General features: G+C 63.5%; 24 protein-coding genes and 1 riboswitch. Of the genes, 15 read left to right on the forward strand and 9 right to left on the reverse strand.

Translation table 11 applies throughout. The annotated features are described in order from the left end of the window. Window positions 1-2: 2 nt before the first annotated feature. Both BMW89_RS24050 and BMW89_RS24055 read right to left on the reverse strand, forming a co-directional pair. Window positions 3-734, reverse strand: coding sequence for a response regulator (locus tag BMW89_RS24050; RefSeq protein WP_092029503.1), 732 nt, complete (start codon window positions 732-734; stop codon window positions 3-5). Continuing rightward, a complete protein-coding gene (locus BMW89_RS24055) occupies window positions 731-1,276 on the reverse strand; it encodes a MarR family winged helix-turn-helix transcriptional regulator (protein WP_092029504.1) in 546 nt (181 codons plus the stop codon). The genes BMW89_RS24050 and BMW89_RS24055 overlap by 4 nt, the downstream gene beginning before the upstream one ends. A 340-nt stretch (window positions 1,277-1,616) precedes the next feature. On the opposite strand from BMW89_RS24055, the gene BMW89_RS24060 reads away from it, so the two are divergent. The 5 genes from BMW89_RS24060 to BMW89_RS24080 all read left to right on the forward strand — a co-directional run bounded on the left by BMW89_RS24060 (window position 1,617) and on the right by BMW89_RS24080 (window position 5,752). After that, window positions 1,617-2,699, forward strand: a complete 1,083-nt coding sequence (locus BMW89_RS24060; RefSeq protein WP_092029505.1) for a branched-chain amino acid aminotransferase — start codon at window positions 1,617-1,619, stop codon at window positions 2,697-2,699. Window positions 2,700-2,893: 194 nt separating this feature from the next. Further along, window positions 2,894-3,418: a YegJ family protein gene (locus BMW89_RS24065; protein ID WP_092029766.1), complete on the forward strand. Its 525-nt coding sequence runs from the start codon at window positions 2,894-2,896 to the stop codon at window positions 3,416-3,418. A gap of 48 nt (window positions 3,419-3,466) precedes the next feature. Continuing rightward, window positions 3,467-4,987 carry a histidine--tRNA ligase gene (hisS, locus tag BMW89_RS24070; RefSeq protein WP_092029506.1) on the forward strand — a complete coding sequence of 507 codons (1,521 nt, stop codon included), beginning with the start codon at window positions 3,467-3,469 and terminating at the stop codon, window positions 4,985-4,987. A gap of 55 nt (window positions 4,988-5,042) precedes the next feature. After that, window positions 5,043-5,291, forward strand: coding sequence for a tautomerase family protein (locus tag BMW89_RS24075; RefSeq protein WP_092029507.1), 249 nt, complete (start codon window positions 5,043-5,045; stop codon window positions 5,289-5,291). 68 nt (window positions 5,292-5,359) lie between these two features. Continuing rightward, window positions 5,360-5,752 (forward strand): thioesterase family protein, encoded by a 393-nt coding sequence (locus BMW89_RS24080; RefSeq protein ID WP_092029508.1) that lies wholly within the window; start codon window positions 5,360-5,362, stop codon window positions 5,750-5,752. A gap of 140 nt (window positions 5,753-5,892) precedes the next feature. On the opposite strand, the gene proC is transcribed toward BMW89_RS24080, so the two are convergent. Next, the gene (gene proC / locus BMW89_RS24085; protein WP_092029509.1) at window positions 5,893-6,729 is read right to left on the reverse strand and encodes a pyrroline-5-carboxylate reductase; all 837 of its coding nucleotides are present in this window, start codon (window positions 6,727-6,729) and stop codon (window positions 5,893-5,895) included. Between the two features lie 154 nt (window positions 6,730-6,883). Continuing rightward, window positions 6,884-7,384: a type III secretion system chaperone family protein gene (locus tag BMW89_RS24090; RefSeq protein ID WP_092029510.1), complete on the reverse strand. Its 501-nt coding sequence runs from the start codon at window positions 7,382-7,384 to the stop codon at window positions 6,884-6,886. 411 nt (window positions 7,385-7,795) lie between these two features. Next, a riboswitch (FMN riboswitch) is annotated at window positions 7,796-7,954 on the forward strand. A 75-nt stretch (window positions 7,955-8,029) separates the two neighbouring features. Here BMW89_RS24090 and BMW89_RS24095 point away from each other — a divergent pair. The 10 genes from BMW89_RS24095 to BMW89_RS24140 all read left to right on the forward strand — a co-directional run bounded on the left by BMW89_RS24095 (window position 8,030) and on the right by BMW89_RS24140 (window position 18,329). Further along, window positions 8,030-8,587, forward strand: coding sequence for a 6,7-dimethyl-8-ribityllumazine synthase (locus BMW89_RS24095; protein ID WP_092029511.1), 558 nt, complete (start codon window positions 8,030-8,032; stop codon window positions 8,585-8,587). Between the two features lie 179 nt (window positions 8,588-8,766). Next, entirely contained in the window at window positions 8,767-9,447 is a 681-nt protein-coding gene (locus tag BMW89_RS24100) for a hypothetical protein (protein ID WP_092029512.1), read from the forward strand. A 129-nt stretch (window positions 9,448-9,576) separates the two neighbouring features. Further along, window positions 9,577-10,779 (forward strand): MHYT domain-containing protein, encoded by a 1,203-nt coding sequence (locus tag BMW89_RS24105; RefSeq protein ID WP_092029513.1) that lies wholly within the window; start codon window positions 9,577-9,579, stop codon window positions 10,777-10,779. Window positions 10,780-10,995: 216 nt separating this feature from the next. After that, a complete protein-coding gene (locus BMW89_RS24110; RefSeq protein ID WP_092029769.1) occupies window positions 10,996-11,859 on the forward strand; it encodes an FAD binding domain-containing protein in 864 nt (287 codons plus the stop codon). Between the two features lie 12 nt (window positions 11,860-11,871). Next, entirely contained in the window at window positions 11,872-12,372 is a 501-nt protein-coding gene (locus BMW89_RS24115; RefSeq protein ID WP_092029514.1) for a (2Fe-2S)-binding protein, read from the forward strand. Further along, complete coding sequence (locus BMW89_RS24120) at window positions 12,369-14,789, forward strand: aerobic carbon-monoxide dehydrogenase large subunit (RefSeq protein ID WP_092029515.1); 2,421 nt, start codon at window positions 12,369-12,371, stop codon at window positions 14,787-14,789. Before BMW89_RS24115 ends, BMW89_RS24120 begins: the two co-directional genes overlap by 4 nt. A 151-nt stretch (window positions 14,790-14,940) precedes the next feature. Continuing rightward, window positions 14,941-15,807 (forward strand): AAA family ATPase, encoded by an 867-nt coding sequence (locus tag BMW89_RS24125; RefSeq protein WP_092029516.1) that lies wholly within the window; start codon window positions 14,941-14,943, stop codon window positions 15,805-15,807. Beyond that, the gene (locus BMW89_RS24130) at window positions 15,804-17,012 is read left to right on the forward strand and encodes a vWA domain-containing protein (protein ID WP_092029517.1); all 1,209 of its coding nucleotides are present in this window, start codon (window positions 15,804-15,806) and stop codon (window positions 17,010-17,012) included. Before BMW89_RS24125 ends, BMW89_RS24130 begins: the two co-directional genes overlap by 4 nt. An 11-nt stretch (window positions 17,013-17,023) precedes the next feature. Beyond that, a complete protein-coding gene (locus BMW89_RS24135) occupies window positions 17,024-17,863 on the forward strand; it encodes an XdhC family protein (protein WP_092029518.1) in 840 nt (279 codons plus the stop codon). Window positions 17,864-17,873: 10 nt separating this feature from the next. Further along, window positions 17,874-18,329, forward strand: coding sequence for an SRPBCC family protein (locus BMW89_RS24140; protein WP_092029519.1), 456 nt, complete (start codon window positions 17,874-17,876; stop codon window positions 18,327-18,329). Here BMW89_RS24140 and BMW89_RS24145 read toward each other — a convergent pair. The 5 genes from BMW89_RS24145 to BMW89_RS24165 all read right to left on the reverse strand — a co-directional run bounded on the left by BMW89_RS24145 (window position 18,321) and on the right by BMW89_RS24165 (window position 25,563). Further along, window positions 18,321-19,355: a D-alanine--D-alanine ligase family protein gene (locus tag BMW89_RS24145; protein ID WP_177196274.1), complete on the reverse strand. Its 1,035-nt coding sequence runs from the start codon at window positions 19,353-19,355 to the stop codon at window positions 18,321-18,323. The two genes, BMW89_RS24140 and BMW89_RS24145, sit on opposite strands and share 9 nt — an antisense overlap. Continuing rightward, entirely contained in the window at window positions 19,352-20,380 is a 1,029-nt protein-coding gene (locus BMW89_RS24150) for a putative zinc-binding metallopeptidase (protein WP_092029521.1), read from the reverse strand. Before BMW89_RS24150 ends, BMW89_RS24145 begins: the two co-directional genes overlap by 4 nt. A gap of 244 nt (window positions 20,381-20,624) precedes the next feature. Then, on the reverse strand, window positions 20,625-21,578 hold the full coding sequence (locus BMW89_RS24155) for a ribose-phosphate pyrophosphokinase (protein ID WP_177196275.1): 954 nt from the start codon (window positions 21,576-21,578) through the stop codon (window positions 20,625-20,627). Between the two features lie 193 nt (window positions 21,579-21,771). Next, window positions 21,772-22,398 carry a hypothetical protein gene (locus tag BMW89_RS24160; protein ID WP_092029523.1) on the reverse strand — a complete coding sequence of 209 codons (627 nt, stop codon included), beginning with the start codon at window positions 22,396-22,398 and terminating at the stop codon, window positions 21,772-21,774. A gap of 114 nt (window positions 22,399-22,512) precedes the next feature. Then, window positions 22,513-25,563: an ATP-binding protein gene (locus BMW89_RS24165; protein ID WP_092029524.1), complete on the reverse strand. Its 3,051-nt coding sequence runs from the start codon at window positions 25,561-25,563 to the stop codon at window positions 22,513-22,515. Window positions 25,564-25,587: the final 24 nt, after the last annotated feature.

A 25,587-nucleotide genomic window follows, 5' to 3' on the forward strand; every position in this document is an offset into this window, starting at 1 on the left:
ATTTATGGCGAGGCCACCAGGCGATAGCCGATGCCGCGCACCGCCTGGAGGAACAGCGGATTGGCGGGATCGGTCTCGATCTTGCGCCTGAGGCGGTTGATCTGCACGTCAACGGCGCGCTCGTTGACGCTGCCGTTTCCGGTCAGCGCGCTGCGCGGCACGGTCTCGCCTGGCGTCTCCGAGAGGATCCGCAGCATTTCGCGTTCGCGATCGGTGAGGTGAATGACCTCCTCGCCCTGGCGCAATTCGCCGCGGTCGAGATGGTAGACGTAGGGACCGAAGACGATTTTCTCGATCGCCGCGGCCTGTGGCGGCGGGGCGGCGCGCTTGAGGATGTTGTTGATGCGGAGCGCAAGCTCGCGCGGCTCGAACGGTTTTGCGACGTAGTCGTCGGCACCGATCTGCAAGCCTTCGATGCGGGCTTCCGCTTCGTGCCGCGCGGTCAGCATCACGATCGGGACCGAGGAAGAGGTGCGGATGAAGCGGGCGAGATCGAAGCCGGTCTCGCCGGGCATCATCACGTCGAGGATCAGAAGATCGAAATGCAGTCCCAGCAGCTTCGAGCGCGCATCGCCGGCGCTCGCGGCGGTGGTGACGCGATAGCCTTCGCTGGCGAGAAAGCGTGACAACAGATCGCGGATGCGGCGGTCGTCGTCGACCAGCAGCAGATGCGGGGCATCGTCGGCCGGTTCGACCGGTGGGCGGGCGAGCGTGGCAGCGAACGGCACGGTCACTCCTTTCCGTCTTGATTGACGGTGGCGGCGAAGATCGTCTCGAGCACCTTGTCCGGGTCCTCGCGGTCGATCATCGCGCGCAGGAAGCGCTTGACGGTCTCCGCATCCTGCGGAGCCATCTCGGCGAGCGCCTTGGTGATCCGCGTGGTCTGGAGACCGGCAAGCTTCTGCACCAGCGCCTCGCCCTTCGGCGTCGCGTAGAGCAGCCGTTGGCGGCGGTCATTGTCGCCGGTCTTCTGCACGATGTAGCCCTCGTCCAGGAGCTGCTTGAGCACCCGGCCGAGCGACTGTTTTGTAATGCGCAGGACGTCGAGCAAATCGGCGACCTTGAGGCCTGGATAGCGATAGACGAAATGCATGACCCGGTGGTGGGCCCGGCCGAAGCCGAATGCCTCCAGCTCCTGGTCGGGATCGCCGACGAAATCGCGATAGGCGAAGAACAGCAGCTCGATGATATCCCAGCGCAAATTGCCTCCATCGCCTGCGGCCGGCCGAGGCTCGGCAGCGTCTTGAGGGGGAGTCGCGAAATTTATGTCAGGCATATTGACGTATCTTGGGTTCAATGTTACAAAACGATCAGCCCGAACGAAACTTTAGATCGTTTCGCTTTGGGTGGCAGTTCTAAGAGCGGCCGGGGTAAGCCGGACAGGCGGCGACGGCCGAAGCAGATCTACCGTGCGATTGTCGAGCGGCATTTCGGCAAAACATACTGGACTTCTGCCTTCCGCAAAAGCATGTCCTCGGCTGACATGCTGGCCACGGAAACCGGCCGTAACAAGGCTGGCGGCGGTCCGGCCAGAAACCACATCAAGCCAGCCGGGCCCAAACAGGGTCGGCAGGCGCCAGAACAGCGCCGCCACCGGCAGCGGGAGGCCTAAGGACATGAGCATGAAATTCGACATCCAGCCCGCATCAAATCCAGTCCCCGAGAAGGACCGCGTCGCCAAGCTGGTGGACCCCGGCTTCGGGCGGGTCTTCACCGATCACATGGCGGTGGTCCGCTATAACCAGGCCAAGGGCGGCTGGTATGAGGCGCGGATCGAGGCACGCGCCAACTTCCAGCTCGATCCGGCCGGTGCCGTCCTGCACTACGCCCAGGAAATTTTCGAGGGCCTCAAGGCCTACAAGCGCGACGATGGCGGCGTGAACCTGTTCCGCCCCGACGCCAATGCGCGGCGCTTCAAGGACTCCGCAGACCGCATGGCGATGGCGCAGGTCCCCGAGGACGTCTTCATCGAGGCGGTCGAGCAGGTCGTGCGCATCGACCGCGCCTGGATGCCGGGCGGCGAGGGCAGCCTTTATCTGCGGCCCTTCATGATCGCGAGCGAGACCTTCCTCGGCGTCAAGCCGTCGTCCGAATACATCTTTGCAGTGATCGCCTCGCCGGTCGGCTCGTATTTCAAGGGCGGCCCCGCGCCGGTCTCGATCTGGGTCTCGGAGAATTACACGCGCGCCGCCGTCGGTGGCACCGGCGCCGTCAAGTGCGGCGGCAACTACGCCGCGAGCCTGCGCGCGCAGGCGGAAGCGATCCAGCACGGCTGCGATCAGGTCGTGTTCCTCGACGCGGTCGAGCGCCGCTACGTCGAGGAACTCGGCGGCATGAACGTGTTCTTCGTGTTCGACGACGGCTCGCTGTCGACGCCGCCGCTCGGCACCATCCTGCCCGGCATCACCCGCGACTCCATCATCGCGCTGGCGAAAGATGCCGGCAAGACCGTGCGCGAAGAACCCTATTCGATCGACCAGTGGCGGAAGGATGCGGCCAGCGGCAGACTGAAGGAAGCGTTTGCCTGCGGTACCGCGGCCGTGATCTCGCCGATCGGCAAGGTCCGCTCGGTGAGCGGCGATTTCGAGATCAGCGGCGGCGCCGCCGGCCCCGTCGCCATGGGCCTGCGCAAGCAGCTCGTCGACATCCAGTACGGCCGCACCAACGATCCGCACAACTGGATCAGGAAGCTGGATTGATCTCTCGTGTCCCGGACGCGCGAAGCGCGAGCCGGGACCCAGACTGCTAATGGCTGGACCCCGGATCAGCAGCGCACCACGCCGCAAGCGCGGCGCGTTGCGCAGCATCCGGGGAACGCCAGCCGATAGCATGAACGCGTCACGATGGCCGCGCGACAAAGCCCATGACATCGAGACATTCGGGCATCGCGATCATGGCTTCCAAACTCCCCCAACCCCTGAAATGGGCCATTCTCGCCGTCGTCACCGGCGTCACCGTCTTCGGCATCCTGACCATCGGCCCCAAGCCCGAGGTCTCCGCCGAAGACCGCTCGCCGATCGTTGACGTGCGCACCACCGATCCCGAGATGAACACCGCGATCGCGCGCGCCCGCGGCACGCTCCCGACATTCTGGGCTTCCTATGAAGCGCCAAAACCGTCGGAGACCGGGCATTCCCTGAAAGTCCGCTTTTCGACCCGCCGGGGCGGCGAGCACATCTGGATCGCCGACGTGAAGAAGCAGCCGAACGGGACCTATTCGGGCCTCTTCGCCAACGAACCGCGCGATCTGCCCGGCAAGCGGGCCGGCGACGAGGTCAAGTTCAGCGACGCCGACATCTCCGACTGGATGTTCATGCGCAACGGCAAGATCGTCGGCGGCGAAACCATCAAGCCGACGCTGAAGTCGCTGCCGAAGGCGGACGCCGACGCCCTCCGGGCACGGATGGAGCAGCCGTAAGGGTAAGCCGGCGGTTGCCGCCTTGCGCCCCGGCTGGTAAACGCCCGCATGGCCGAAAAACCCAAAAAACCCCAGAAACTGAAGGCGCGCCTGCCGCGCGGGCTCGAGGATCGCGACCCTGCCGCGATCCGGGCGACGCGCGAGATGGTCGAGAAGATCCGCGCCGTCTACGAGCTCTACGGCTTCGAGCCCGTGGAAACGCCCGCGATGGAATACACCGACGCGCTCGGCAAGTTCCTGCCCGACCAGGATCGTCCGAACGAGGGCGTGTTCTCGTTCCAGGACGACGACGAGCAGTGGATTTCGCTCCGCTACGATTTGACCGCGCCGCTCGCGCGCTACGTCGGCGAGCGCTACGGGACCGATGGCCTGGTCTTGCCCTACCGGAGCTACCGCGTCGGCTACGTCTTCCGCAACGAGAAGCCCGGCCCCGGCCGCTTCCGCCAGTTCATGCAGTTCGATGCCGACACGGTCGGCTCGGCGACGCCGGCGGCGGACGCCGAGATCTGCATGATGGCGGCCGATACGATGGAGGCGCTCGGCATCGCGCGCGGCTCCTACGTCGTGAAGGTCAACAACCGCAAAGTGCTCGACGGCGTTCTGGAGGCCATCGGCCTCGGCGGTGACGAGAACGCAGGCCGCAGGCTGACGGTGCTGCGCGCGATCGACAAGCTCGACAAGTTTTCCGCCGACGAAGTGCGCAAGCTACTCGGCCCCGGTCGGTGGGACGGCGGCGAAGAAGGCAAAGGCGACTTCACGAAGGGGGCCAACCTCAGTGCCGCTGAGGCCGACGTCGTTCTCGCCATCACCAAGCCGCGCGACGACTGGAAAGAGGCCATTGCCGCGGCCGAAACCTATCTCGCCAAGAGCGAGGTCGGTCAGGCCGGCGTGAGCGAGCTGGAAGAAATTGCAAAACTGGTGACGGCGTCGGGCTACGGGGCGGACCGCATCAAGATCGATCCCTCTGTTGTCCGCGGCCTCGAATACTACACCGGTCCCGTCTACGAGGTCGAACTCCTGCTCGAGACCAAGGACGAGAAGGGCCGCCTGGTGCGGTTCGGCTCGGTCGGCGGCGGCGGACGTTATGACGGCCTGGTCTCGCGCTTCCGCGGCGAGCCGGTGCCGGCGACCGGTTTTTCGATCGGCGTGTCCAGGCTCCAGGCCGCGCTGACGCTGCTCGGCAAGCTCGACACGCGGCCCGAATTCGGACCCGTGGTCGTCACAGTGTTCGACCGCGACCGCGTCGCCGACTACCAGAAGATGGTGGCAAGCCTGCGCACCGCCGGAGTCCGCGCGGAGCTCTATCTCGGCAATCCCAAGAACATGGGCAACCAGCTCAAATATGCCGACCGCCGCAACTCACCTTGCGTGATCATCCAAGGCTCCGATGAAAAGGCGCGCGGTGAGGTGCAGGTCAAGGATCTGATCGAGGGCGCCAAGGCCGCGGCCGCGATCGCCTCCAACCAGGAATGGCGCGAGACCCGACCCGCGCAGTTCTCGTGCAGCGAAGCCGACCTCGTCGCAAAAGTGCGCGAGGTCCTGGCCCGCCATGACGTAAAGTGGGGATAGCCATTCGCAAGCGCCGTCATGCCCGGGCTTGTCCCGGGCATCCGCGTCTTGTTTGATGACGATCGTTAATGGCCGGTGTTCGGCCGCAAGGGAGAGAAAAATGCCTGAGATCACCGTCAGCATGGCCGAAGGCCGCACCGACGAACAAAAGGCCGGCATGATGCGCGACATCACCCAGGCGCTGGTGAAGAATCTCGGCGTCGACGCCGATGCCGTCGTCATCCAGATCAACGAAGCCCCGCTTCGCCACAAGATGAAGGGCGGCAAGACGTTTGTGGAACGCGCGGCGGCTGCGAAGAAGTAGCGGAGGCTCGAAGCGCAATCATTGCCGTCGTCCCGGCATTTTTGCCGGGACGACGTTGAGGAGCGAGCATGGACGCACGCGACTTCATTACGATCGGCATGAGCGCGGAGCGCACGCTGGTGGTCCCAGTGGAGCGCACGGTCGGACATTTCGTGTCGGGCATGCCTTTTGTCTATGCGACGCCGATGATGATCCTGGAAATGGAGATGACGTCAGGTGACGCCATCCGCGCCGCACTTCAGTCGGGCTGGGTCACGGTCGGCACCGAGGTCGATATCCGCCATCTCGCGGCAGCGCTGGTCGGCGCGACGGTGCGAACCACCGCAAAAGTCGTCGCGATCGAGCGCCGCGTCATCCGCTTCGAGGTCGAGGCGTTCGAGGGCACGCGCAGGCTCGGCGAGGGCCGCCACGCGCGCGGGCTCGTTAATGTCGCGATGTTCAACAAGCGGTTGGGGGCGTAGCTCCAAGACGCCGCCGCATCATCGGACCTCATCCTGAGGAGACCGCGCAGCGGTCGTCTCGAAGGATGGCTGCGGGCGGCAGTCGGGCCTGCATGGTTCGAGACGGCGCTTCGCGCCTCCTCACCATGAGGAGATACGCGCTACTTCGCCAATTCCTTCGACCGCTGCGTCGCCGCCGCAATCGCGCGGATCATCAGGTCCTGCAGGCCGGGCTCGCCCATCAGTACGCCGAGTGCTGCGGCCGTGGTGCCGCCGGGCGAGGTGACGTTCTGGCGCAACGTGGCGGAGGGAAGATCCGACTGATGCAGCAGCTCGCCGGAGCCTGCGACCGTTTCGCGCGCAAGCTTCGTCGCCAGCGCTTCTGGCAATCCCGCTTCGACACCAGCGCGCGCGAGTTCTTCGGCGAGCAGGAACACATAGGCGGGCCCGGAGCCGGAGACGGCCGTCACCGCATCCATCAGGCTTTCATCCTCGACCCATTCGACCGAGCCGGTGGCGCGCAGCAGCGCATCGGCCACGGCGCGTTGGCCGCCACTGACGTTGTTCGCCGCGACGGCCACGGTGATGCCGCGGCCGATCGCGGCCGGCGTGTTCGGCATCGCGCGCACCACGGCGCCGCCGCAGACATCCTCAAGCGATGCAATCGTGGTTCCCGCCATGATCGAAACCACTGAGGTTTTTTCCGAGACGAACGATTTCAGTTTCGCGCCGGCCTCACGGAACATCTGAGGCTTCACCGCGACGACCATGGTCTCGACAAAGCCTGCCGCCGTCACATCAGGATTGAGGGCGACGCCTTTGGCGGCCAGCGCGGTGATCTCGGGCGAGATGTGCGGATCGACCACCGCGACGCGGCGCGGATCGAGCCCGCCCGCCAGCCATCCGGTCAGCATCGCGCCGCCCATCTTGCCGGCGCCGGCAAGCAGGATGGTGCCGGTGATGTTTTGAAGAGTGTTGTTGTTTGCCACTGTCGTCACTCAAGCAAAGGTGTCGTCCTCGCGAAGGCGGGGACCCATAACCACAAGCGGTTCTAGTGGATGGGGGTGTTGACAACAAGCCGTGTGCCAAACGCGGGCATCACGCGGTATGGGTCCCGGGCTCGCGCTTCGCGCGCCCCGGGACGACAGGGAGTTACGCCTCTCCGACCGTATCGAACATCGCGGCGTTCATGGCTTCTGTCGTGCTCTTGCCCGCCCACACCACGAACTGGAACGCCGGGAAGTAACGTTCGCAGGCGTGGATGGCGCCGGCGAGCATGGCTTCGCATTGCCCTGTCGAGGCGGTGAGCCCGCCCGGCAGCACCAGCGCCTGGCGGTGCATCACCATGCCGGTGCTGGTCCACAGATCGAAATGGCCGACCCACAATTGCTCGTTGACGGCAGCGACGAGTCGCTGCACTTCGCCGCGCCGCGCCACCGGAATCTTCATGTCGAACGCGCAGGCCAGATGCAGCGCCTCGATCTCACCCATCCAGGTGAAGGAGATCTGGTAGTCGGTCCATTGTCCCTTCGAGACAATGGTAAGCTCGTCTTCGCCGGAGCGTTCGAACGGCCAGTTGTTGCTGGCAGCGATGTCCTCGACCACCGCGAGCGGGTGATTTCGGGAATCGGTAGTGCTTTCGAGCAGGGACATGCCGCCTCGACCTCTTGCCTTTTTGTTGTCTTTGATACGCACGCGGTTGGTCCGGCGCGCGCTCCCTTAAATATTGCTAAGGCGATCCCTAGGCGTCGCTGTTGCGATCCCGGGATCAGCGCGGGCTTGTCGCGGATCAACTGATGTGATTTGCGGAATCTGCGCAACTGGCTGCCGAGTCCGTCCACAAGCCATGACTCCTTCGTCCACAGCTCATCTCATGGCCATAATTATTAACGAAAAGAACAAACCGGAATCGGACTCCCGGACTGCGTCCCAATCGTTAATTCCGCGCCGCGAGGGCCGGACTGTCATGGCGGCATGGGACCATGCGGTTTTTCATGCGGAACGCGCTTGCTGCGGCGGGCTGCCGGCGTCATATTTCCCCTCAGGCCGTTCATTCCGGACGGCCGATGTTCTCAGGGCGGGGTGAAAGTCCCCACCGGCGGTAAGGGTCGAAAGGCCCAAGCCCGCGAGCGCCTTCCCCAAGGATTTTCCTGAAGGGAAGGGTCAGCAGATTCGGTGCAACTCCGAAGCCGACGGTTAAAGTCCGGATGAAAGAGAACGGTCGGTGGCAGACGCATCGCGAGGTGCGGCTGTTTGTCGTTCCGTGTGCCCTGATTCTGGTCCTTAAGAAGGAAAGCCATGAATCAGATGTTGCAAGACCCCCAAACCGAAACGTCCCAGACACAGCCGCCGGTTCCAGTGGACCCGCCGGTGACCGAACATCCGCGCTTCGCAAAGCCGCAGCGGGTCGCCTTCATACAGGCCTGCTGGCACCGTGACGTGGTCGAGGAAGCCCGCATCGCCTTCGTGAAGGAGGCCGAGGCGCGTCATCTCACCCATGTCGACGTGTTCGAGGTGCCGGGCTCGTTCGAGATCCCGCTGCATGCGCAGATCCTCGCCAAGACGCGGCGCTACACCGCGATCGTCGCGGCCGGCCTCGTCGTCGATGGCGGCATCTATCGCCACGAGTTCGTCGCCGACACCGTGATCAAGGCGCTGATGGACGTGCAGCTGCGCACCGAGGTGCCGGTGTTCTCCGCCGTGCTGACGCCGCAGCAATTCCATGAGACCGAAGTGCACTACGATTTCTTCCGCAGGCACTTTGCGATCAAGGGCGTCGAGGTCGCGGCCGCCTGTGCAGAGACGTTGCACGGCCTGGAGCGCCTGCGCGGCCAGGTCGCGGCGGGAATTGTGTAATCGATGTCCACCCGCGTGCCCGTGTTGGCGTGAAGGCTGCCGCTTTCTGCCCGCCAACCAAGCGTTCCCTTCTCCCTTCAGCAAAGGGAGAGGGGCGTGCCGCGTCAAACGTCGCCGGATAGTCTCCGACGGGAGTGCGGAGCTTGTATCGCCCTCAGGTGGAGGGCATAACCGGGGGCATGCCCGGCAACGATGACATCGACAAGCTTGCTTTCTTGGCCACGGAAGCCAAGAACGAGGAGGCATGGCTTGAGTTCTCGCGCTTCTGCAAGTTCAGGGCGCAAGGTGTCCGCGCGGCCGCGATGGAGCACCTAAGCAGCTTCTTGCAGGGTGCTGTCGATTGGTCGCTGGGCGAGCGCCTGACCTTCTCGAAATGGGTGTTGTGGCGCAGTCGGAAATTTCATGACGATCGCGTCGTGCTGCCGCACCCGCTCCGAACGAAGCTACTTATCCCGACCCTTCGCAGTTGGATCGAGTCCTCTCCAGGTGAAGCAGAGGGGCACCTCTGGCTCGGACTTTTGAGGTGCGATGAGCCATGGCTCCACTTGGAACAGGCGCTCGAGCTCGACCCATCATGTGAGCTTGCACGTCGAACCCTGACAGACTGGATCATATCCGGCGTCGAATATAATCAGCACGAATTGCCGAGCGGCTACATCAATGACCCCGTGGACGATCTCAATGATCTGGAAAGGGCTTCAAGGTTGGCGTCCGGCAGCACTGAGGAAGTCAGGGTGAGACTCTGGCAACAAGAGATCGCGGAGCTTCGCGCGCGAGCCGAGGTATGGCTGGCTGCGAAAAGTGACTCGCGCAATGTCATTCCCTTTCCCGGCAGGAAGGTATGGCTCGTCGGGGAATGAGGAGCCTTCCACGGCAGGAATTGTGAATAGGCCCGCTCACACGCCGCTGATTGTCAATCCCGCCGCCGTCCCTGTAAGGTCGGCGGCGGGAGGAGGCCGTGCCGTGGAGACGGGGCGGCCGACAAGATCATGTTCGAAGGACACGATCCCTATCTCGTCGCGCTGTCGGTGGCGATCGCGAGTCTGGGTGGCTATACCGGCTTTGCGCTTGCTGCTCGCATCCGCAATACGCCCGGCGTCAGTAACCGCGTGCTGCTCGCGGGTGCAGCCGCGTTTCTGGCCGTCGGCATCTGGACCATGCATTTCGTCGGCATGCTGGCCGCGCCGTTGCCGCCCGACACGGTCTATCTCGTCCTGCCCACCATCATCTCGTTCCTGATCTGCGCCCTGGTGGTCGGCATCTCGCTCTTCTTTGTCTCGATCGGCGAGCCTTCGCTGAAGCGGGTGGCATCGTCCGCCGTCCTGCTCGGCGTCGGCATCGCCAGCATGCATTATGTCGGCATCCATGGCCTCGCCGGTCCGTTCGGCATCGTGCACGACCAGACGATGGTGCTGCTGTCGATCCTCGTCGCAATCGTCACCGCCTATGGCGGTTTGCGCGCCTTCCTGGCGCAGCAGGAAGGCGTTCGCCTGATCGTGAGCTCGGTGGCCTTCGGTGTCGCGGTCTCCGGCATGCATTACACCGCGATGCTGGGCATGCATTTCGAGCCACTGGCGGGTGCGGCGCACCACCATGTCGGCGGCGGTCTTGCCGCGTCGCAGCAAATCTTGTCGGTCGTCGTTGCGGTGCTGTGCTTTGTCATCGCAGCCGGCTTCTTGCTGTCGCTGGTTCCCGATCAACGGCGTCAGAGTTCGAACTCTATTGCCACCGAACCGGTTGTATCGTCGGTCGCGGCGGCCGCCATCGAACTGATTGCGGCGCCTGCCTCATCTCCGCGGCCAATGGCACCGCTCGGCGGGCTCGGCCAGCCGCCGCGTGCGCCGGTTCCCCGGCTGCCGGTCGAGAGTGCTGACGGGACGCATTTCATCGAGACCGCCAATGTGCGCAGCGTTCGGGCCGATGCGCATTACACCCGGGTGCATGACGGCACTCGCGAGCGGATGTGCCCCTGGTCGATTTCGGAAGCTGAGGCGCAGCTCGATCCCTCGCTGTTCCTGCGCGTGCACCGCAGTCATATCGTCGCCATCCCCCATGTCGCCTTGGTCCGGAAGGAGGGCGACGGCGCCGTGCTCGAGCTCGACGGCCCATCGCCGCACCGGGTGCCGGTCAGCCGGGCCAAGATCGCCGAGGTGAGGGCGAGGTTGGGGCTGGCAAACCGGCGGCAGGCATAGGGCACCGCTCTATCACTCCCTCGCCCCGGACAGCCCTGCCGCAAGCGGGGCGAGGTGAAGGGTCTCTGCCCCTGACGCAATTCGTGCGCCTCCACCCGTAACTCGTGCGAAATCCGCTGTTCCGTGCCCGAATGATTGCGGGCCACCCCGCCGGGAGAGACCGTCCCCTCCAACGTCCGCGCCGTCACGCGCCAAGGACGAATGTGGGAGGACACGATGATCCCGGGATCATTCAACTATCACCGGCCGGCGAGTGTCGCCGATGCCGTCAAACTCTTGGTCAACCTCGGCGAGGATGCGCGGCCTCTGGCCGGCGGGCACAGCCTGGTGCCGATGATGAAGCTTCGGCTCGCCACCCCCGCCCATCTGATCGATTTGCATGGCATCACCGCCCTCAAGGGCATCAGCCGCGACGGCGGTAACGTCGTTATCGGCGCGATGACCACCCAGCATGATCTGCTGGCTTCCGAAGAGATCGCCAGATCCGCCCCGATCCTGCACGAGACGGCGCTGCTGATCGCCGATCCGCAGGTCCGCTACCGCGGCACGATCGGCGGCAACGTCGCCAATGGCGATCCCGGCAACGATATGCCGGCACTGATGATGACCCTGGGCGCGACCTACCGTCTCGAAGGCCCCGGCGGCGTCCGCGATGTGGCAGCTGCTGACTTCTACCAGGGCGCCTATTTCACCGCGCTCGAACCCGGCGAAATCCTCACCTCGGTCTCTTTCCCTGCGCCAGCTACCGGCCACGGCTGCGCCTACGAGAAGCTGAAGCGCAAGGTCGGCGACTACGCCACGGCGGCTGCCGCCGTCGTACTCACCATGGCGAGCGGCAAGGTCGCGACCTGCTCAATCGGCCTCACCAACGTCCACGAGACGCCGCTGCTCGCCACCGACGCCGCCAAGGCGGTGATCGGGACGAGCCTCGACGCTGCCTCGCTGAAGAAGGCGGCTGCGGCAGCCTCAGCGATCATGGCGCCGGCCGCGGATGCCCGCGGTCCGGTCGAATACAGAAAACATGTCGGCGGCATCATGGTGACGCGGGCGCTGCAGCGCGCCGCTTCCGTTGCGAAATAAAGGAGGGGATCAATGGCCAAAACACACGTCACCATGAAGGTGAACGGCGCCGAGGTCGAAGGCCTCGTCGAGCCGCGCACGTTGCTGGTACATTTCATCCGCGAGAATTTGCAGCTGACCGGCACCCATATCGGCTGCGAGACCACGCATTGCGGCGCCTGCACGATTGATATCGACGGCATGTCGGTCAAATCCTGCACGATGTTCGCGGTGCAGGCTGACGGAAGCGACATCATCACCGTCGAGGGCATGGCCAATGCCGACGGAACGCTGTCGGCGCTGCAGGAAGGCTTCCGCATGATGCACGGCCTGCAATGCGGCTTTTGCACGCCCGGCATGATCGTCCGCGCGCATCGGCTGCTGAAGGAAAATCCCTCGCCAAGCGAGCCTGAGATCCGCATGGGCATCTCCGGCAACATCTGCCGCTGCACCGGCTACCAGAACATCGTCAAAGCCATTCAATACGCCGCCGCCAAGATCAACGGCGTGGAATTTCAGGAGGCTGCGGAATGAATGACCTCACTCCCACGCGGGAACAACGCACCGCCGCACTCGAAGGCATGGGCTGCAAGCGCAAGCGCGTCGAGGACATCCGCTTCACGCAAGGAAGAGGCAATTACGTCGACGACGTCAAGCTGCCCGGCATGCTGCACGGCGACTTCGTGCGATCACCGCATCCGCATGCGCGCGTGAAGAAGATCGACGACAGCGAGGCGTTGAAGGTCCCGGGCGTGCTCGCGGTGATCACCGCCGAGACGCTGAAGACCGTCAACCTCGCCTGGATGCCGACGCTCGCTGGCGACGTGCAGATGGTTTTGGCCGACGGCAAGGTGCTGTTCCAGAACCAGGAGGTCGCCTTTGTGGTCGCCACCGACCGCTATGAGGCCGATGACGGCATCAACAAGGTGATCGTCGAATACGAGGCACTACCGCCGCTGGTCGATCCCTTCAAGGCGATGGATGCCGACGCGCCAGTGCTGCGCGAGGACCTCGTTGGCAAGACCATTGGCGCGCACGGGCCACGCAAGCACAACAACCACATTTTTGAGTGGACCGTCGGCGACAAAGAAATGACTGACGCCGCCTTCAAGAAGGCGGACGTCACCATCAAGGAGATGATCTCCTATCACCGCACCCATCCGTCGCCGCTGGAGACCTGCCAGTGCGTCTGCTCGTTCGACAAGATCAAGGGCGAGCTGACGATCTACGGCACGTTCCAGGCTCCGCATGTGATCCGCACCGTGGTAGCGCTGATCGCAAAGATTCCGGAGCACAAGATCCACGTCATCGCGCCTGATATCGGCGGCGGTTTCGGCAACAAGGTCGGCGCCTATCCCGGCTACATCTGCGCGGCCGTCGCCTCCATCGTCACAGGCAAGCCGGTGAAATGGGTCGAGGATCGCATCGAGAACCTGACCGCGACCTCGTTCGCGCGCGACTATCATATGACCACGGAAGTCGCCGCGACCAAAGACGGCAAGGTCACGGGTCTTCGTGTCCACGTGCTCGCCGATCACGGCGCGTTCGATGCCTGCGCCGACCCGTCGAAATGGCCGGCCGGCTTCTTCAACATCGTCACCGGTTCCTATGATTTCCCGACCGCGCATCTGGCGGTGGACGGCGTCTACACCAACAAGGCGCCCGGTGGCGTTGCCTATCGCTGCTCGTTCCGCGTCACCGAGGCCGCCTATTGCATCGAGCGTGCCATGGATATTCTGGCGCAGAAGCTCAACATGGACCCGGCGGAGCTCAGGCTAAAAAACTTCATCAAGGCGGAGCAGTTTCCGTATCACTCGGCGCTGGGCTGGGAATACGATTCCGGCGACTACCACACCGCCATGCGGAAGATGATGGAGACCACCGGCTACGCCGCGCTCCGCAAGGAGCAGGCGGAGAAGCGGGCGGCCTTCAAGCGGGGCGAGACCCGCGACATCATGGGCCTCGGCATCTCTTTCTTCACCGAGATCGTCGGTGCCGGGCCGTCGAAGAATTGCGACATTCTGGGCATCGCCATGTTCGATTCCTGCGAGATCCGCATGCATCCGACCGGGGCCGGCATCGCGCGGGTCGGCTCCAAGAGCCAGGGGCAGGGACATGAGACCACCTGGGCCCAGATCATCGCGACCGAGATCGGCATTCCCGCCGACAACATCATGGTGGAAGAGGGCAACACCGACACCGCGCCTTACGGGCTCGGCACCTACGGCTCGCGCTCGACGCCGGTGGCCGGCGCCGCGATCGCCATGGCCGCGCGAAAGATCAAGGCCAAGGCGCAGATGATCGCGGCCTACAAGCTCGAGGTCCACGAGGACGATCTCGAATTCGACATCGACGGTTTCCGGGTCAGAGGCCTGCCTGAGAAGTTCATGTCGATGAAGGATATCTGCTGGGCGGCGTATAACTCTGTGCCGCCGGGCATGGAGCCGGGGCTGGAGGCGGTCAGCTACTACGATCCGCCCAACATGACCTATCCGTTCGGCGCCTATCTCTGTGTGATGGATATCGATGTCGATACCGGCGTGTACAAGGTCCGGCGCTTCTATGCGCTCGACGATTGCGGCACCCGCATCAACCCGATGATCATCGAGGGCCAGGTGCATGGCGGCCTCACCGAGGCCTTCGCGATCGCGATGGGTCAGGAGATCCGCTACGACGAGGTCGGCAACGTCGTCACCGGCTCGTTCATGGATTTCTTCATGCCGACCGCGGTGGAGACGCCGCATTGGGAGACCGACTTCACCGTCACCCCGTCGCCGCATCATCCGATCGGCGCCAAGGGCGTCGGCGAGAGCCCGAATGTCGGCGGCGTGCCGGCGTTCTCCAACGCCGTCAACGACGCGTTCTCGTTCTTAGGAAGCACGCACATCCAGATGCCGCACGATTTCTGGCGCAACTGGAAGGCGGCGAAGGATCTGGGCGCGGTTGCGTAGCGTGATTGGCGAGAGCCGGGCTTTCATCCTTCGAGACGCGGCGCACGCGCCGCTCCTCAGGATGAGGCCTAGACCCTCATGGTGAGGAGCGCGTCTTCGCGCGTCTCGAACCATGAAGGCCACGGAACGTACGGCATTCAGTCGAGGACCAATGAAGAATCGTGACGAAATCGCGCAAGCACTGGCCGCATCCGGCTACATCGCGGATGCGGACCTCGCGACCGCGATCTCGCTGATGCAATTGTTACGGCGTCCGCTATTGCTGGAAGGCGAGGCGGGCGTCGGCAAGACAGAGGTGGCGAAGGCGCTGGCAAAAGTGCACGCGACCGAACTGATCCGGCTGCAATGCTACGAGGGGCTCGATCAGTCTTCCGCACTCTACGAGTGGAACTACCAGCGCCAATTGCTGGCGATCCAGGCGCATCGTGGCACCGACAGCATCGAGGATCAGGTGTTCTCGGAAAAATACCTGCTGGAGCGTCCCTTGCTCGCTGCGATCCGCCGCCCGAAGGCGCCGGTGCTGCTGATCGACGAGATCGACCGCGCCGATGACGAGTTCGAAGCGTTCCTGCTGGAGCTGCTCTCCGATTTCCAGATATCGATCCCCGAACTTGGGACAATATCGGCCGTCACGATCCCGCATGTGGTGCTGACCTCCAACGGCACGCGCGAGCTGTCCGACGCACTGCGCCGCCGCTGTCTCTATCACTATGTCGATTATCCCGATGTCGATCGTGAGACCCGAATCATCCTGGCGCGTGTCACCGGTGCGAGCCCGTCGCTCTCGCTCCAGATCGCGCGGATGGTCGAGGGCGTGCGCAAAGAGGAATTGCGAAAGGTGCCTGGTGTCGCCGAGACGCTGGACTGGGCAGCCGCGCTCGTCGGCCTCGACGTCAGCGATCTCCACGACGCGCCTGAGACCGTGCATGAGACGCTGATCTGTCTCTTGAAGACCCATGAGGACCGCGCCCGCGTCACGCCCGAGGTGACGCAGCGCATGCTGGGGAAGGTCGCATGAGCTGCTGCGGCTCCAGTCCCGGATATGACGATCTCCATGAGGTCTCCCGCCTCGTGTCTGCGAAGCTCGCGGCGTTCCTGCGCACCCTGCGCGACGCCGGCTTTCGCGTTGGGCTGGCCGAAGGGCAGGATGCCGCGACGTTGATGTCATCAGGTTATGCGGGGCGGCCGGGCCTGCTGCGCGCGGCGTTCAAGCATCTGTTTTCCACGCGCAAGTCCGACTGGGACAAGTTCGACGGGCTGTTCGATGCGTTCTGGCTCGGCAAGCGCTTGCGTTCGCGTTCTCGTACGATCGGCTCGGCGCCCGGTGCCAGCAACCCGTCCCTGAAGACCTTGCAGGATGCAACGGCAGAGCAGGGCGGTGGCCAGTCGGTCACCGACCAGCTTCCGTCCTCCGACGATCCGCCGGAGGCACGCTCCGGCGAGGGGCGTATGGAGGGCGCCTCGCGCGCGGACAATTTTGCTGAGGTCGATTTCCGAAAGCTCAGCGATCCCGATCAGGTTGCGCAGGCCCATGAAGCCGCCGCACAGCTCGCGCGGGCGATGCGCACGCGGCTGACCCGGCGGGATCTGGCGCGCCGGCGCGGCTACCGGCTCGACCTCCGGCGTACCATCCATCGCAACATCAGCCATGGCGGTGTGCCGATCAGCCTGGTCCAGCGTCAGCGCAAGGACAAGCCGCTGCGGCTGGTCGTGCTGCTCGATGCCTCGGGCTCGATGAGCATGTACACCGCCGTATTCCTGCGCTTCATCCACGGCGTGCTGGACCAGTTCCGCGAGGCCGAGGCGTTTCTGTTTCACACGCGCCTCGCCTATGTCTCCGATGCGATGAAGGAGAAGGACGCCGGCCGCGCACTCGACCGGCTCTCGATCATGGCGCAGGGCGCGGGCGGCGGCACGAAGATCGGCGAGTCCTTACAAACCTTCAATCGCTGGCATGCCGCGCGCGTGATCCATTCGCGCAGCTGCGTGATGATCGTCTCCGACGGCTACGAGACCGGTGATGCCGCGTTGCTCGGCCGCGAAATGGCGGCGCTACACCGGCGTTGTCGCCGCATCGTCTGGCTCAATCCGATGATGGCGTGGGAGGGATATACGCCGGAGGCGAGGGGCATCAAGGCCGCATTGCCGCATGTCGATCTCTATGCGCCGGCGAATTCGCTGCAAAGCCTGCGCGCGCTCGAACCCTATCTGGCGAAGCTCTAGAGGAGGCACCAATGACCGCTCATGTCGAAGTGCTGGATCTCGTGGCGCAGATGAAGGCCGCCGAGCGCGCCTTCGTGCTGGCGACGGTGGTGCGTACGGTCTCGGTCACTGCGGCCAAGGCCGGCGCCAAGGCGATCATCGCGGCCGACGGAACCATCGTCGCAGGATGGATCGGCGGCGGCTGCGCCAAGGGCGCGGTGCTGAAGGCGGCGCGCGAAGCGCTGGCCGATGGCGAGCCGCGCATGGTCTCGGTGCAACCGGAAAATCTGCTCGCCGAGCTCGGCGTCAGCGCGGGCGAGAGCCGCGACGGCGTTCGCTTTGCCAGCAACATGTGCCCGAGCAAGGGCACGATGGACATCTTTGTGGAGCCGGTTCTGCCGCATCCCTCGCTCGTTGTTCTCGGGGCAAGCCCGGTGGCGCTGTCGCTTGCGGCGCAAGCGCGCGTGCTCGGCTATCACGTCACGCTCGCGGCGCCCGCGACCGATCTTACGGCGCAGCCGGATGCTGACGCGATGATCGACGGTTACCTGCTCGGCGAGCTCAGCAACGCCAAGCGCTTCGTCGTGGTCTCGACGCAAGGCAAGGGTGATGAAGCTGCCCTGCGCGCGGCGGTGGCGATCAAGGCCGACTATCACGCCTTTGTCGGCAGCCGCCGCAAGATGGCCTCGCTGCGCGCCAAGCTTCTTGCGGAAGGCGCCAATGCCGCTGCGATCGACGATTTCAAGGCGCCGGCCGGTCTCGACCTCGGCGCCATCACGCCGGAGGAGATCGCGATGTCGATCCTCGCCGAGATCACCAGGGAACGACGGCGCGGCCAGCGCGCCGCGACCCAAGTCGCAAGCAGAGAGTGAGACACCGACCATGCAGATGAACGACAGCCAGCGTATCCCGGCCTCGCGCGAACAGGTGTGGGCGGCGCTGAACGATCCCGCTGTGCTGAAGCAATGCATCCCCGGCTGTCAGTCGCTCGAGGTGACTGCACCGAATGAGATGACCGCGACCGTGGTCTTCAAGGTCGGTCCGGTGAAGGCGACATTCAGCGGCAAGGTAACGTTGTCAGATTTCGACCCGCCCAACAGCTACCGCATCTCTGGCGAGGGCTCCGGCGGCGTCGCCGGCTTTGCCAAGGGCGGCGCCCTGGTGCGGCTGGAATCCGAGAGTGCTGAAGTTACGGTGCTGCACTACGAGGTCGACGCCCAGATCGGCGGCAAGCTCGCCCAGCTCGGCGCGCGGCTGATCAACTCGACCGCGACCAAGCTCGCGGGAGAGTTCTTCAAGTCGTTTGCGGAGGTGGCGAGCGCGAAGGCCTCAGCCTAGCGACACACCCGCCTTCGCACGGCTGATCCCGAGGGTCAGGATGCGCTGCAGGAGATCGGGATATTTGAGCCCGTCATGCTGAGCCGCGGTGGCGAACTCCTGGCTCTTGGCGATTTCCGGGTTGGGGTTGGCTTCGATGAAATACGGCGTGCCGTCGGCGGCCAGACGAAAGTCGATGCGCGCGTATCCATCGAGGCCGAGCGCCCGGTAGATGCGTTTCGCGGCGCGCTGAATGCGCGCGGTGACTTCGGGCGCGAGATCCTTCGCGTGCCCATCGACGATGCCGACCTTCTCCTGATAGTCGGTGTCGTGCTTGGCCTTCTCCGTGGCGATGTGGCGTGACCTGCGCCCGCCCATGCTGCCGAATTTCAACTCCCAAACCGGCAGAACGCGCAGGCGGTTGTTGCCGAGCACGCCGACGTAAAGCTCTCGCCCCTCGATGAACTGCTCGGCGATGGCGGCGGTTTCGCTCCGATCGTGAATGAAGGCGACGCGCTCTGCGAGCTTTTCGTCGGTATCGACGATGGAGGCCTGAGAAATGCCGGCAGATCCATCCATGTTCAGGCTCTTGACGATCAGCGGCAGTGCAAGACGCGTCGGACGTTTCACCTTGCGTCGCATCGGGAAAACGGCGAAGGCCGGCACCGCGATCCGGCGATGATGCACCAGCGTCTTGGACAAATCCTTGCCGCGCGCCAGGATCAGGCCGCGCGGATTGCACCCGGTATAAGGCACCTTCATCAGCTCGAGATAGCTGGCGATGTGCTGGTCGTAGGCGACGTTGTTGTGGAATTCCTCCAGCAGCGTGAAAACCACGTGCGGCTTGAACTCCTCGATCGCTTCTCGGATGGGCCTGATTTCCTCCTGCGCGCCGAGGGCGCGAACCTCATGGCCCGCCGCGCGCAAGGTGCTCACGACGTCGTATTCCGTTTTCCAGTTGTTGATTTCCTGCGCGGTGTATCCGTCGGAGGAGTCCGGAGGCAGGAAGTCCGGATGCATCAGCACGAGAATACGGAGTCGTCTCATAGTGCGATCCATTTCCGCCGCGACGGGCCGAACATCGTGTGCATCGTCTTGGCGGTCACGAGGACGGTGAAATCGAGAACGAGCTTCTGCTCGGGGCCGACGGCGCGCAGATCGAGCTCGCGGCAGCGGGAGATCATCTCGTCGAGCACGGCATCGAGCGTGAGTTGATTTTCGCCCGTCCATCGCGCGACCAATTGCCTGATCTGGGCGCGGTGCCGCCGGATCAGGGCCGAAGCCGGCTTTGATCGGTGATGCCGTGGATCGGCGGAGAAGAGCCTGGAGAGGTCGCGGTCGTAGGTCTTCGGTGGCGTGAAGGCGTAGAACGCCTGCTTCTTCTTGTAGTGGTCTTCGAGCGTCTGGCTGAGCTTGCCCAGTGGGTCGACACGCTCCCGCGTCGTGATCAGCGCCCGCTCTCCCGCGATCTCGCTCATCAGCTCGTCGACATATTCGAGCTTCTTCAGCGCCGGCCAGCCGGCATATCGCGTCCGCCAGTTCGAACGCGGCCGCAGCCACACCGCAAAAGTTTCGGCGAAGTCTTCATCCGGATGGCTCTGCGCGTACCAGAGGCGGAGATGCTGGACGTAACGCCGGCTGGCCGGATTGGGCCGGTAGTAGCGCGGGTAGTGTTTCGACGACGGGCCGAACAGCTGCTGCCAGCGCCGGCGGCGTTGTAACTGATAGCCGTGCTGCACGGCATGGCCTGCCTCGTGACGGAGGATGGCCATGCACTCGCGCCAGGTTCCGCCCTCGACGTCGAACATCATCTTCTTCTCGAGCTTCATCAGGCGGGGATGGGCGAGATAGAAGGGAATCGCGATGCCGGGCACATCTGCCGGGCTAAACCATTCGCTCGAGATCCAGGTGTGCGGCCGCAGCCGGATGCCGCGCTCCTCGAGCTCCTCGTGGAGCGTGCCGACGCAATCCTCCAGCCAGGTGCCTTCGACCGTAACCCTCAGGCTGGAGAGGCGCTGCTTGAGCAACTCGTCGTCCGACAGCTTCTCCCAGGCAAATTTCCGGCGTGGCATTAGGCATCCAGAGGGTGGAGATGACTCGGGTATCGGGATGATGTCATGGGCGGCAGCCGGCAACAACCCGCGGGGTATGCGAGGCGTGCTGCGGCGCGTCAGAATGCGAGATCGCAGGGTGGGTTAGCCCGAAGGCGTAACCCACCACTGTCTGTCTCCGCGGAAACAAAAGAGGTGGGTTACACCCAGCGGCCTACGCTTTGCGCAGTCCGCAGGGCTGACCCACCCTACGAAGTCAGCGTGTTCAGTCGAACAGGCTCGACACCGACTCTTCCGCCGCGGTGCGCGCGATTGCATCCGAGATCAGGCTGGCGATCGGCAGCGTGCGGATGTTCGGCGCCTTGGTCACGGCTTCGGTCGGCAGGATCGAGTCGGTGATCACGAGCTCTTTCAGTTTCGAGCCGGCGATACGGGCGGCCGCGCCGCCGGAGAGCACGCCGTGGGTGATGTAGGCGTAGACGTCCTTGGCGCCCTTGGCGATCAGCGCATCGGCTGCGTTCACCAGCGTGCCGCCGGAGTCGACGATGTCGTCGATCAGGATACAGGTGTAGCCGGCGACGTCGCCGATCACGTTCATGACCTCGGATTCACCGGCACGTTCGCGGCGCTTGTCGACGATTGCGAGCGGGGTGTTGATGCGCTTGGCGAGGCCGCGCGCGCGGGCGACGCCGCCGACGTCGGGCGAGATCACCATCGTCTTGGAGAGGTCGAACTTGTCCTTGATGTCGCGCACCATCAGCGGGGCCGCGTAGAGATTGTCGGTCGGGATGTCGAAGAAGCCCTGGATCTGGCCGGCGTGCAGGTCGAGCGTCATGACGCGGTCGACGCCGGCCTGGGTGATCAGATTGGCGACGAGCTTTGCCGAGATCGGCGTGCGCGAGCCCGACTTGCGGTCCTGCCGGGCGTAGCCGAAATAGGGCAGCACCGCCGTGATGCGGCGCGCGGAGGAGCGGCGCAGCGCGTCGGTGATGATCAGCAATTCCATCAGATGGTCGTTGGCCGGGAACGAGGTCGACTGGATGATGAAGGCATCCGAGCCGCGGACGTTCTCCTGGATCTCGACGAAGATCTCCATGTCGGCGAAGCGCCGTACCACCGCCTTGGTCAGCGGCAGGTCGAGGCCCTGCGCGATGGCCTGGGCGAGCGCCGGATTGGAGTTGCCGGCGACGAGCTTGATGGAGCCGTTCTTGGCCGACATGGACGCTTCCTCCCGCGCTTTGCTGGATACGACGTTCAACATCAGAAAATACCCACTGACAGCACGGTTACGACGGGCGAGGAAATATCAGGCCGGGGCCTGCGATGGCAACCCGGGATGCTACGTTTTCCCTCTGAAATCCTGAGTCTGGCCAACGGCTTGGCCGGTAGTTGGGGCCGTGGTTTAGCGGTGGTTATCGCTCGGCATAGCCGAGCGCGGAGGCCGGCATGCCGGGCGCCGGGGCGTCCAATATCACGCTCGCCACCGCCGGTCCCCGCAGGCCCGGAACAGCTCCTGGCGCGTCCGGCGTCCCATTGATCATGTTGGAAAGGCCGCTGAATCCGGCCTGGGCGATCTTTCGCAGCACCAAATCGTCGGCGGCGGCCCAAGGATCACGCGTCGCGTCGCGGCCACCCTTGGCCGCGGTCGGTTCCTCGCCGGAGAGGCGCAGCGCCCGCTGCTGGTTGGCGTCGTAGACGTCCCAGACCCAGGCGATCACGGTCTTGCCGCGGACCACCTGGGCGGAGAGATAGCTGCGCACGCGATAGGCAGCCGTTCCCTCGCGGGAGACCACGGACAGGCTGCGCAGCTTGGATTCGCTGTCGAGCACGCCGACCATGCGGTCGAACACTTGCGGCGGGGGGCCGTCGATCGATTCGAAGGCAATCGTTGCCCCGGAGCCGGCGCTCGGCGCCATCGCATAGGAGTTGGCGACATTGCCGCCACCGGCGCAGCCGCCAAGCGCGGCCGCCGCCGCCAGCAGCATGACCGCCAGCACGCGCGAACCCGCGCGGCCCAGGATGAATGACGCGTCCCTCATTATGGAGGGCAGCGATATCGTTAAAACGCATTAACGTCTAGGGCGGGCAGAAACGGAAAGTTGAACGTATCAAGAACCCCTCGGCCGTATTTTCGATCAGGGTCCTGCGACCCGTCAGTCGACGACATAGGCGAACATCTTCGCCAGACCGTTCTGCAAACTGGACGATTTGAGTGGGCAGTCTCGCTCGGGGACAAATCCAATCAGCGGTATGTTGAAGCCCCTGCGGAATTCGAGGCGCTGGCCTTCCGTTGTCCACACGAAAGTCTGCCTGCAGTCGGCCTGATATGACGACGTCTGGATCTGGCTGCCCAAGGGACCCAACTGTCCAAGCGAGGTGCCGTTCGTTCCCCAAAGCTCATGGATACCGCCCGGTCTGCGCCGTATCATCAGATGATCGTCCTCGCTAAAGAGCCAATCACTGTTGTCGATACCTTCCAAGCGCGCAAGCATTCGGGCTTTCCGCGCGTCAAGATCGATGCTCCACAAATCGACACTACCTTCTTTGGATATGACTATCAGTCGTTGTCGATCCCGCGAGATCAGGATCCGATCGTTAAAGCGGATCTGCAATCCTTCGATCCGGCGAGGCGCGTTGTCTTGTTCGACCCAAATCCTGGCCTGTCCCTTGCTGTCTTCGGGCATCCATGCGTAGCCCTCCATGGGGCCTTCAATGCGAGCGGTCTGAGCGGCAATCTCGGGAGGCTCGAATTGAAGGGTCCGAAGATTGAAGATCCAGAAGATCGTGCGTGTCGGTGACAAGTCCGGGAAGATCATTCGATCACCGAACACGACCGTCTGGGCGCGTGATTCGGCAGGCTGATTCAACAGTCCTGGGGGCATATCAGCAGGCAAGGGAGTCTCCCTCGCTTCACCGACGGAGAAGCTCGCGCCGTTGCCTGGAGCCGCCCGATCGATGACTATCGTGTTGAGGCTTTTCTCGCGAGCGAACGACAGAATAGTACGAGTTCCGAGTTCGATGAGACGCGTATCTCGCACCGGGCTGTTGAATCTCTGGTCCAGGAGCCGCTGACCGAAGCCTGTCGTCCACAAAGTCACTCGCGACGTTTCGCTGTCCTGTCCGGTTACCACTGTTAAGAAAGCGGAATCGCTCCGCTCCGTATCGACTGAACGGCTCGGAGACACGTTATCATAGTCTATCGAAATCCATTTCTTGTTCTTCGTGTCGAAGAGAATCGCAAACGTTTCGAACGTCTCGAAATTCACGAATGGGTTTTTGAAGGATGAGATCTTCGTGGTCTTGTTGGGCCGGCTTTCTTGCGGGGTGGTGATGTCGAGACTTGCAGTTCCGTCGATGTTGAGGCGGGTCAAGTGGCCCGTAGCCGGATCGTAGTTCCAGATCGAGTCATCGGTAACGAAGCCGAAGCCTGAGCCAAGAAAGGCGCCGGTGTTGAAATCCCAGGCAGTGACCCTGCTGCTTTCCATCCCGGTGCCCGAAACAAGAACTGTTCGCCTGTCAGGCCGCGTGGCGACATTGGCGGTCGTCGTCTTGACATAGCGGAAGGAGTCTGCCGTTGCCGCCGATCGGTCGAAATGATTGTTTTCATCAACGATCTGCCAAACCCGGGTGGTCGCCGCAGCAATGACCATGACGACGCCCAGAAAGATCGCTCCTCCTATTGCTGCAACCGGGACCCCATATCCCACGATCAGGCTTCGCCGGATGAGTATACGCGCGTCAGGCTGCTGCAGCGCCGCCGGAGGTGCGTCTCGGCGAATGAGATGCAGGTCCGGTCGAGGGATGACACCGCCCGCGATCTTTGCCCTTGTCACGAAGTAATCGAGGCGAGCGGCTGCGGTCTCGCTACGCGTGTTTTGCTCTTCGGTCGCGATCTTGATCGGCTCGACCAGATAGTCGTGAATCAGCGACCAGCGAAGGTCGTCGGTATTCTTGTTGTCGATTCTCGTCAGGACGCGAGCCTGCTCCATCTCGCGTAGAATGGAGTTGATCGCCTTCAGGGTCGCGCGCTCCCCGGCCGCCCCGGCTTTCGCCTTCTCAGTGATTTCCTCGGCGCGCGCAGGTTCGGCCTTCTTGTTGTTCGGGATGTCGCATAGTTGACGCAATACGGCCCGCGCCAGAATCGCGTCGCCGGTGATGTCGATAACGCCTTTCACGAACTTCGAGCGCAGTCCGGCGGCACGGCCTGCGCTGCGATAACGCTCGACGGTGAGGTCGCCCGAGAGGGCCGTGCATACGATCTGCAGGTCGGCTGGCCTCACTTTCCCTTCGATCGCAAGGTCATTCGCGATCAATTCCGGTAAGTCCTGATCGAATTCGAGATGATCCTGCTTCGCACACTCCCGGATAATCTCTTCAGCCTCGTTCGTCTCGAGGTTCTCCACCAGGAACGTGTCTTTAAAGGAAACGATGTAATCGGGACCAAGCGAGATGGTCTTGAAGTCGATAAGGTATTCTTTCCGGATGCCGACAATTATGCGATTGCCTTCACCTACGATTTTCCAGAGCCCGTCGCTGAGCAGTTTTCGGTCGCTTGCATTTCGAAATCGTGAGAGCAGCTCTTCGAATTGATCCAGAATGACAATGGTCGGCTTCTTCTTGTCGTGTTTGAAGTTGGACATTCTGTCGCCGATCTCGGCGATGGCGTCTTCAATCCTGGGAACGTGATCGGGCGCGGCGGCGTGAGACAAGCCCAACTCTGCCGAGTTGGATATCATCGCGACAGAGTGTCCCAATTCTTCGAGCTTTTTGACCAGCGCGCATTCAAGCAATGAGCTCTTGCCTACTCCGCTGTCACCGGTAACCAGAGCAATCTTGAAGTCCGGGCGTTCGATTTCGCGGGCCAAGTGTATTGCCTGGACGCGGCGTACGGATCCCGGGAGTTCATCGCCTCTCAGAAAGCGCCGTAGTCCTCGAAAGGCCCCTGCGGCTGTCGATGTCTCGGTCTTTTTCTGCTTCGCCGCTGTATGCTGGCGGGCATCTCGACGATAGATCAGGAACGAAATCAAAAGACCCACACCGGCGATCAAAAACGCAGCGATTTGATTTGCGGGTTCCGGAATTTTGAAGAACGATCCGCCAGCGCTCGCAATCGTTGTTCCGAGCGAGGCGATCGTTCGCTTCCACGCCTCGACGAGTTTCAAGAACTCGCGGGAATCTGGCGCCTTGTCGGCGGGCGAAGACATGGGTCGTCTAATCCCATAATTGGA

The sequence above is a fragment of the Bradyrhizobium sp. OK095 genome, assembly GCF_900109945.1.
Lineage (GTDB): Bacteria > Pseudomonadota > Alphaproteobacteria > Rhizobiales > Xanthobacteraceae > Bradyrhizobium.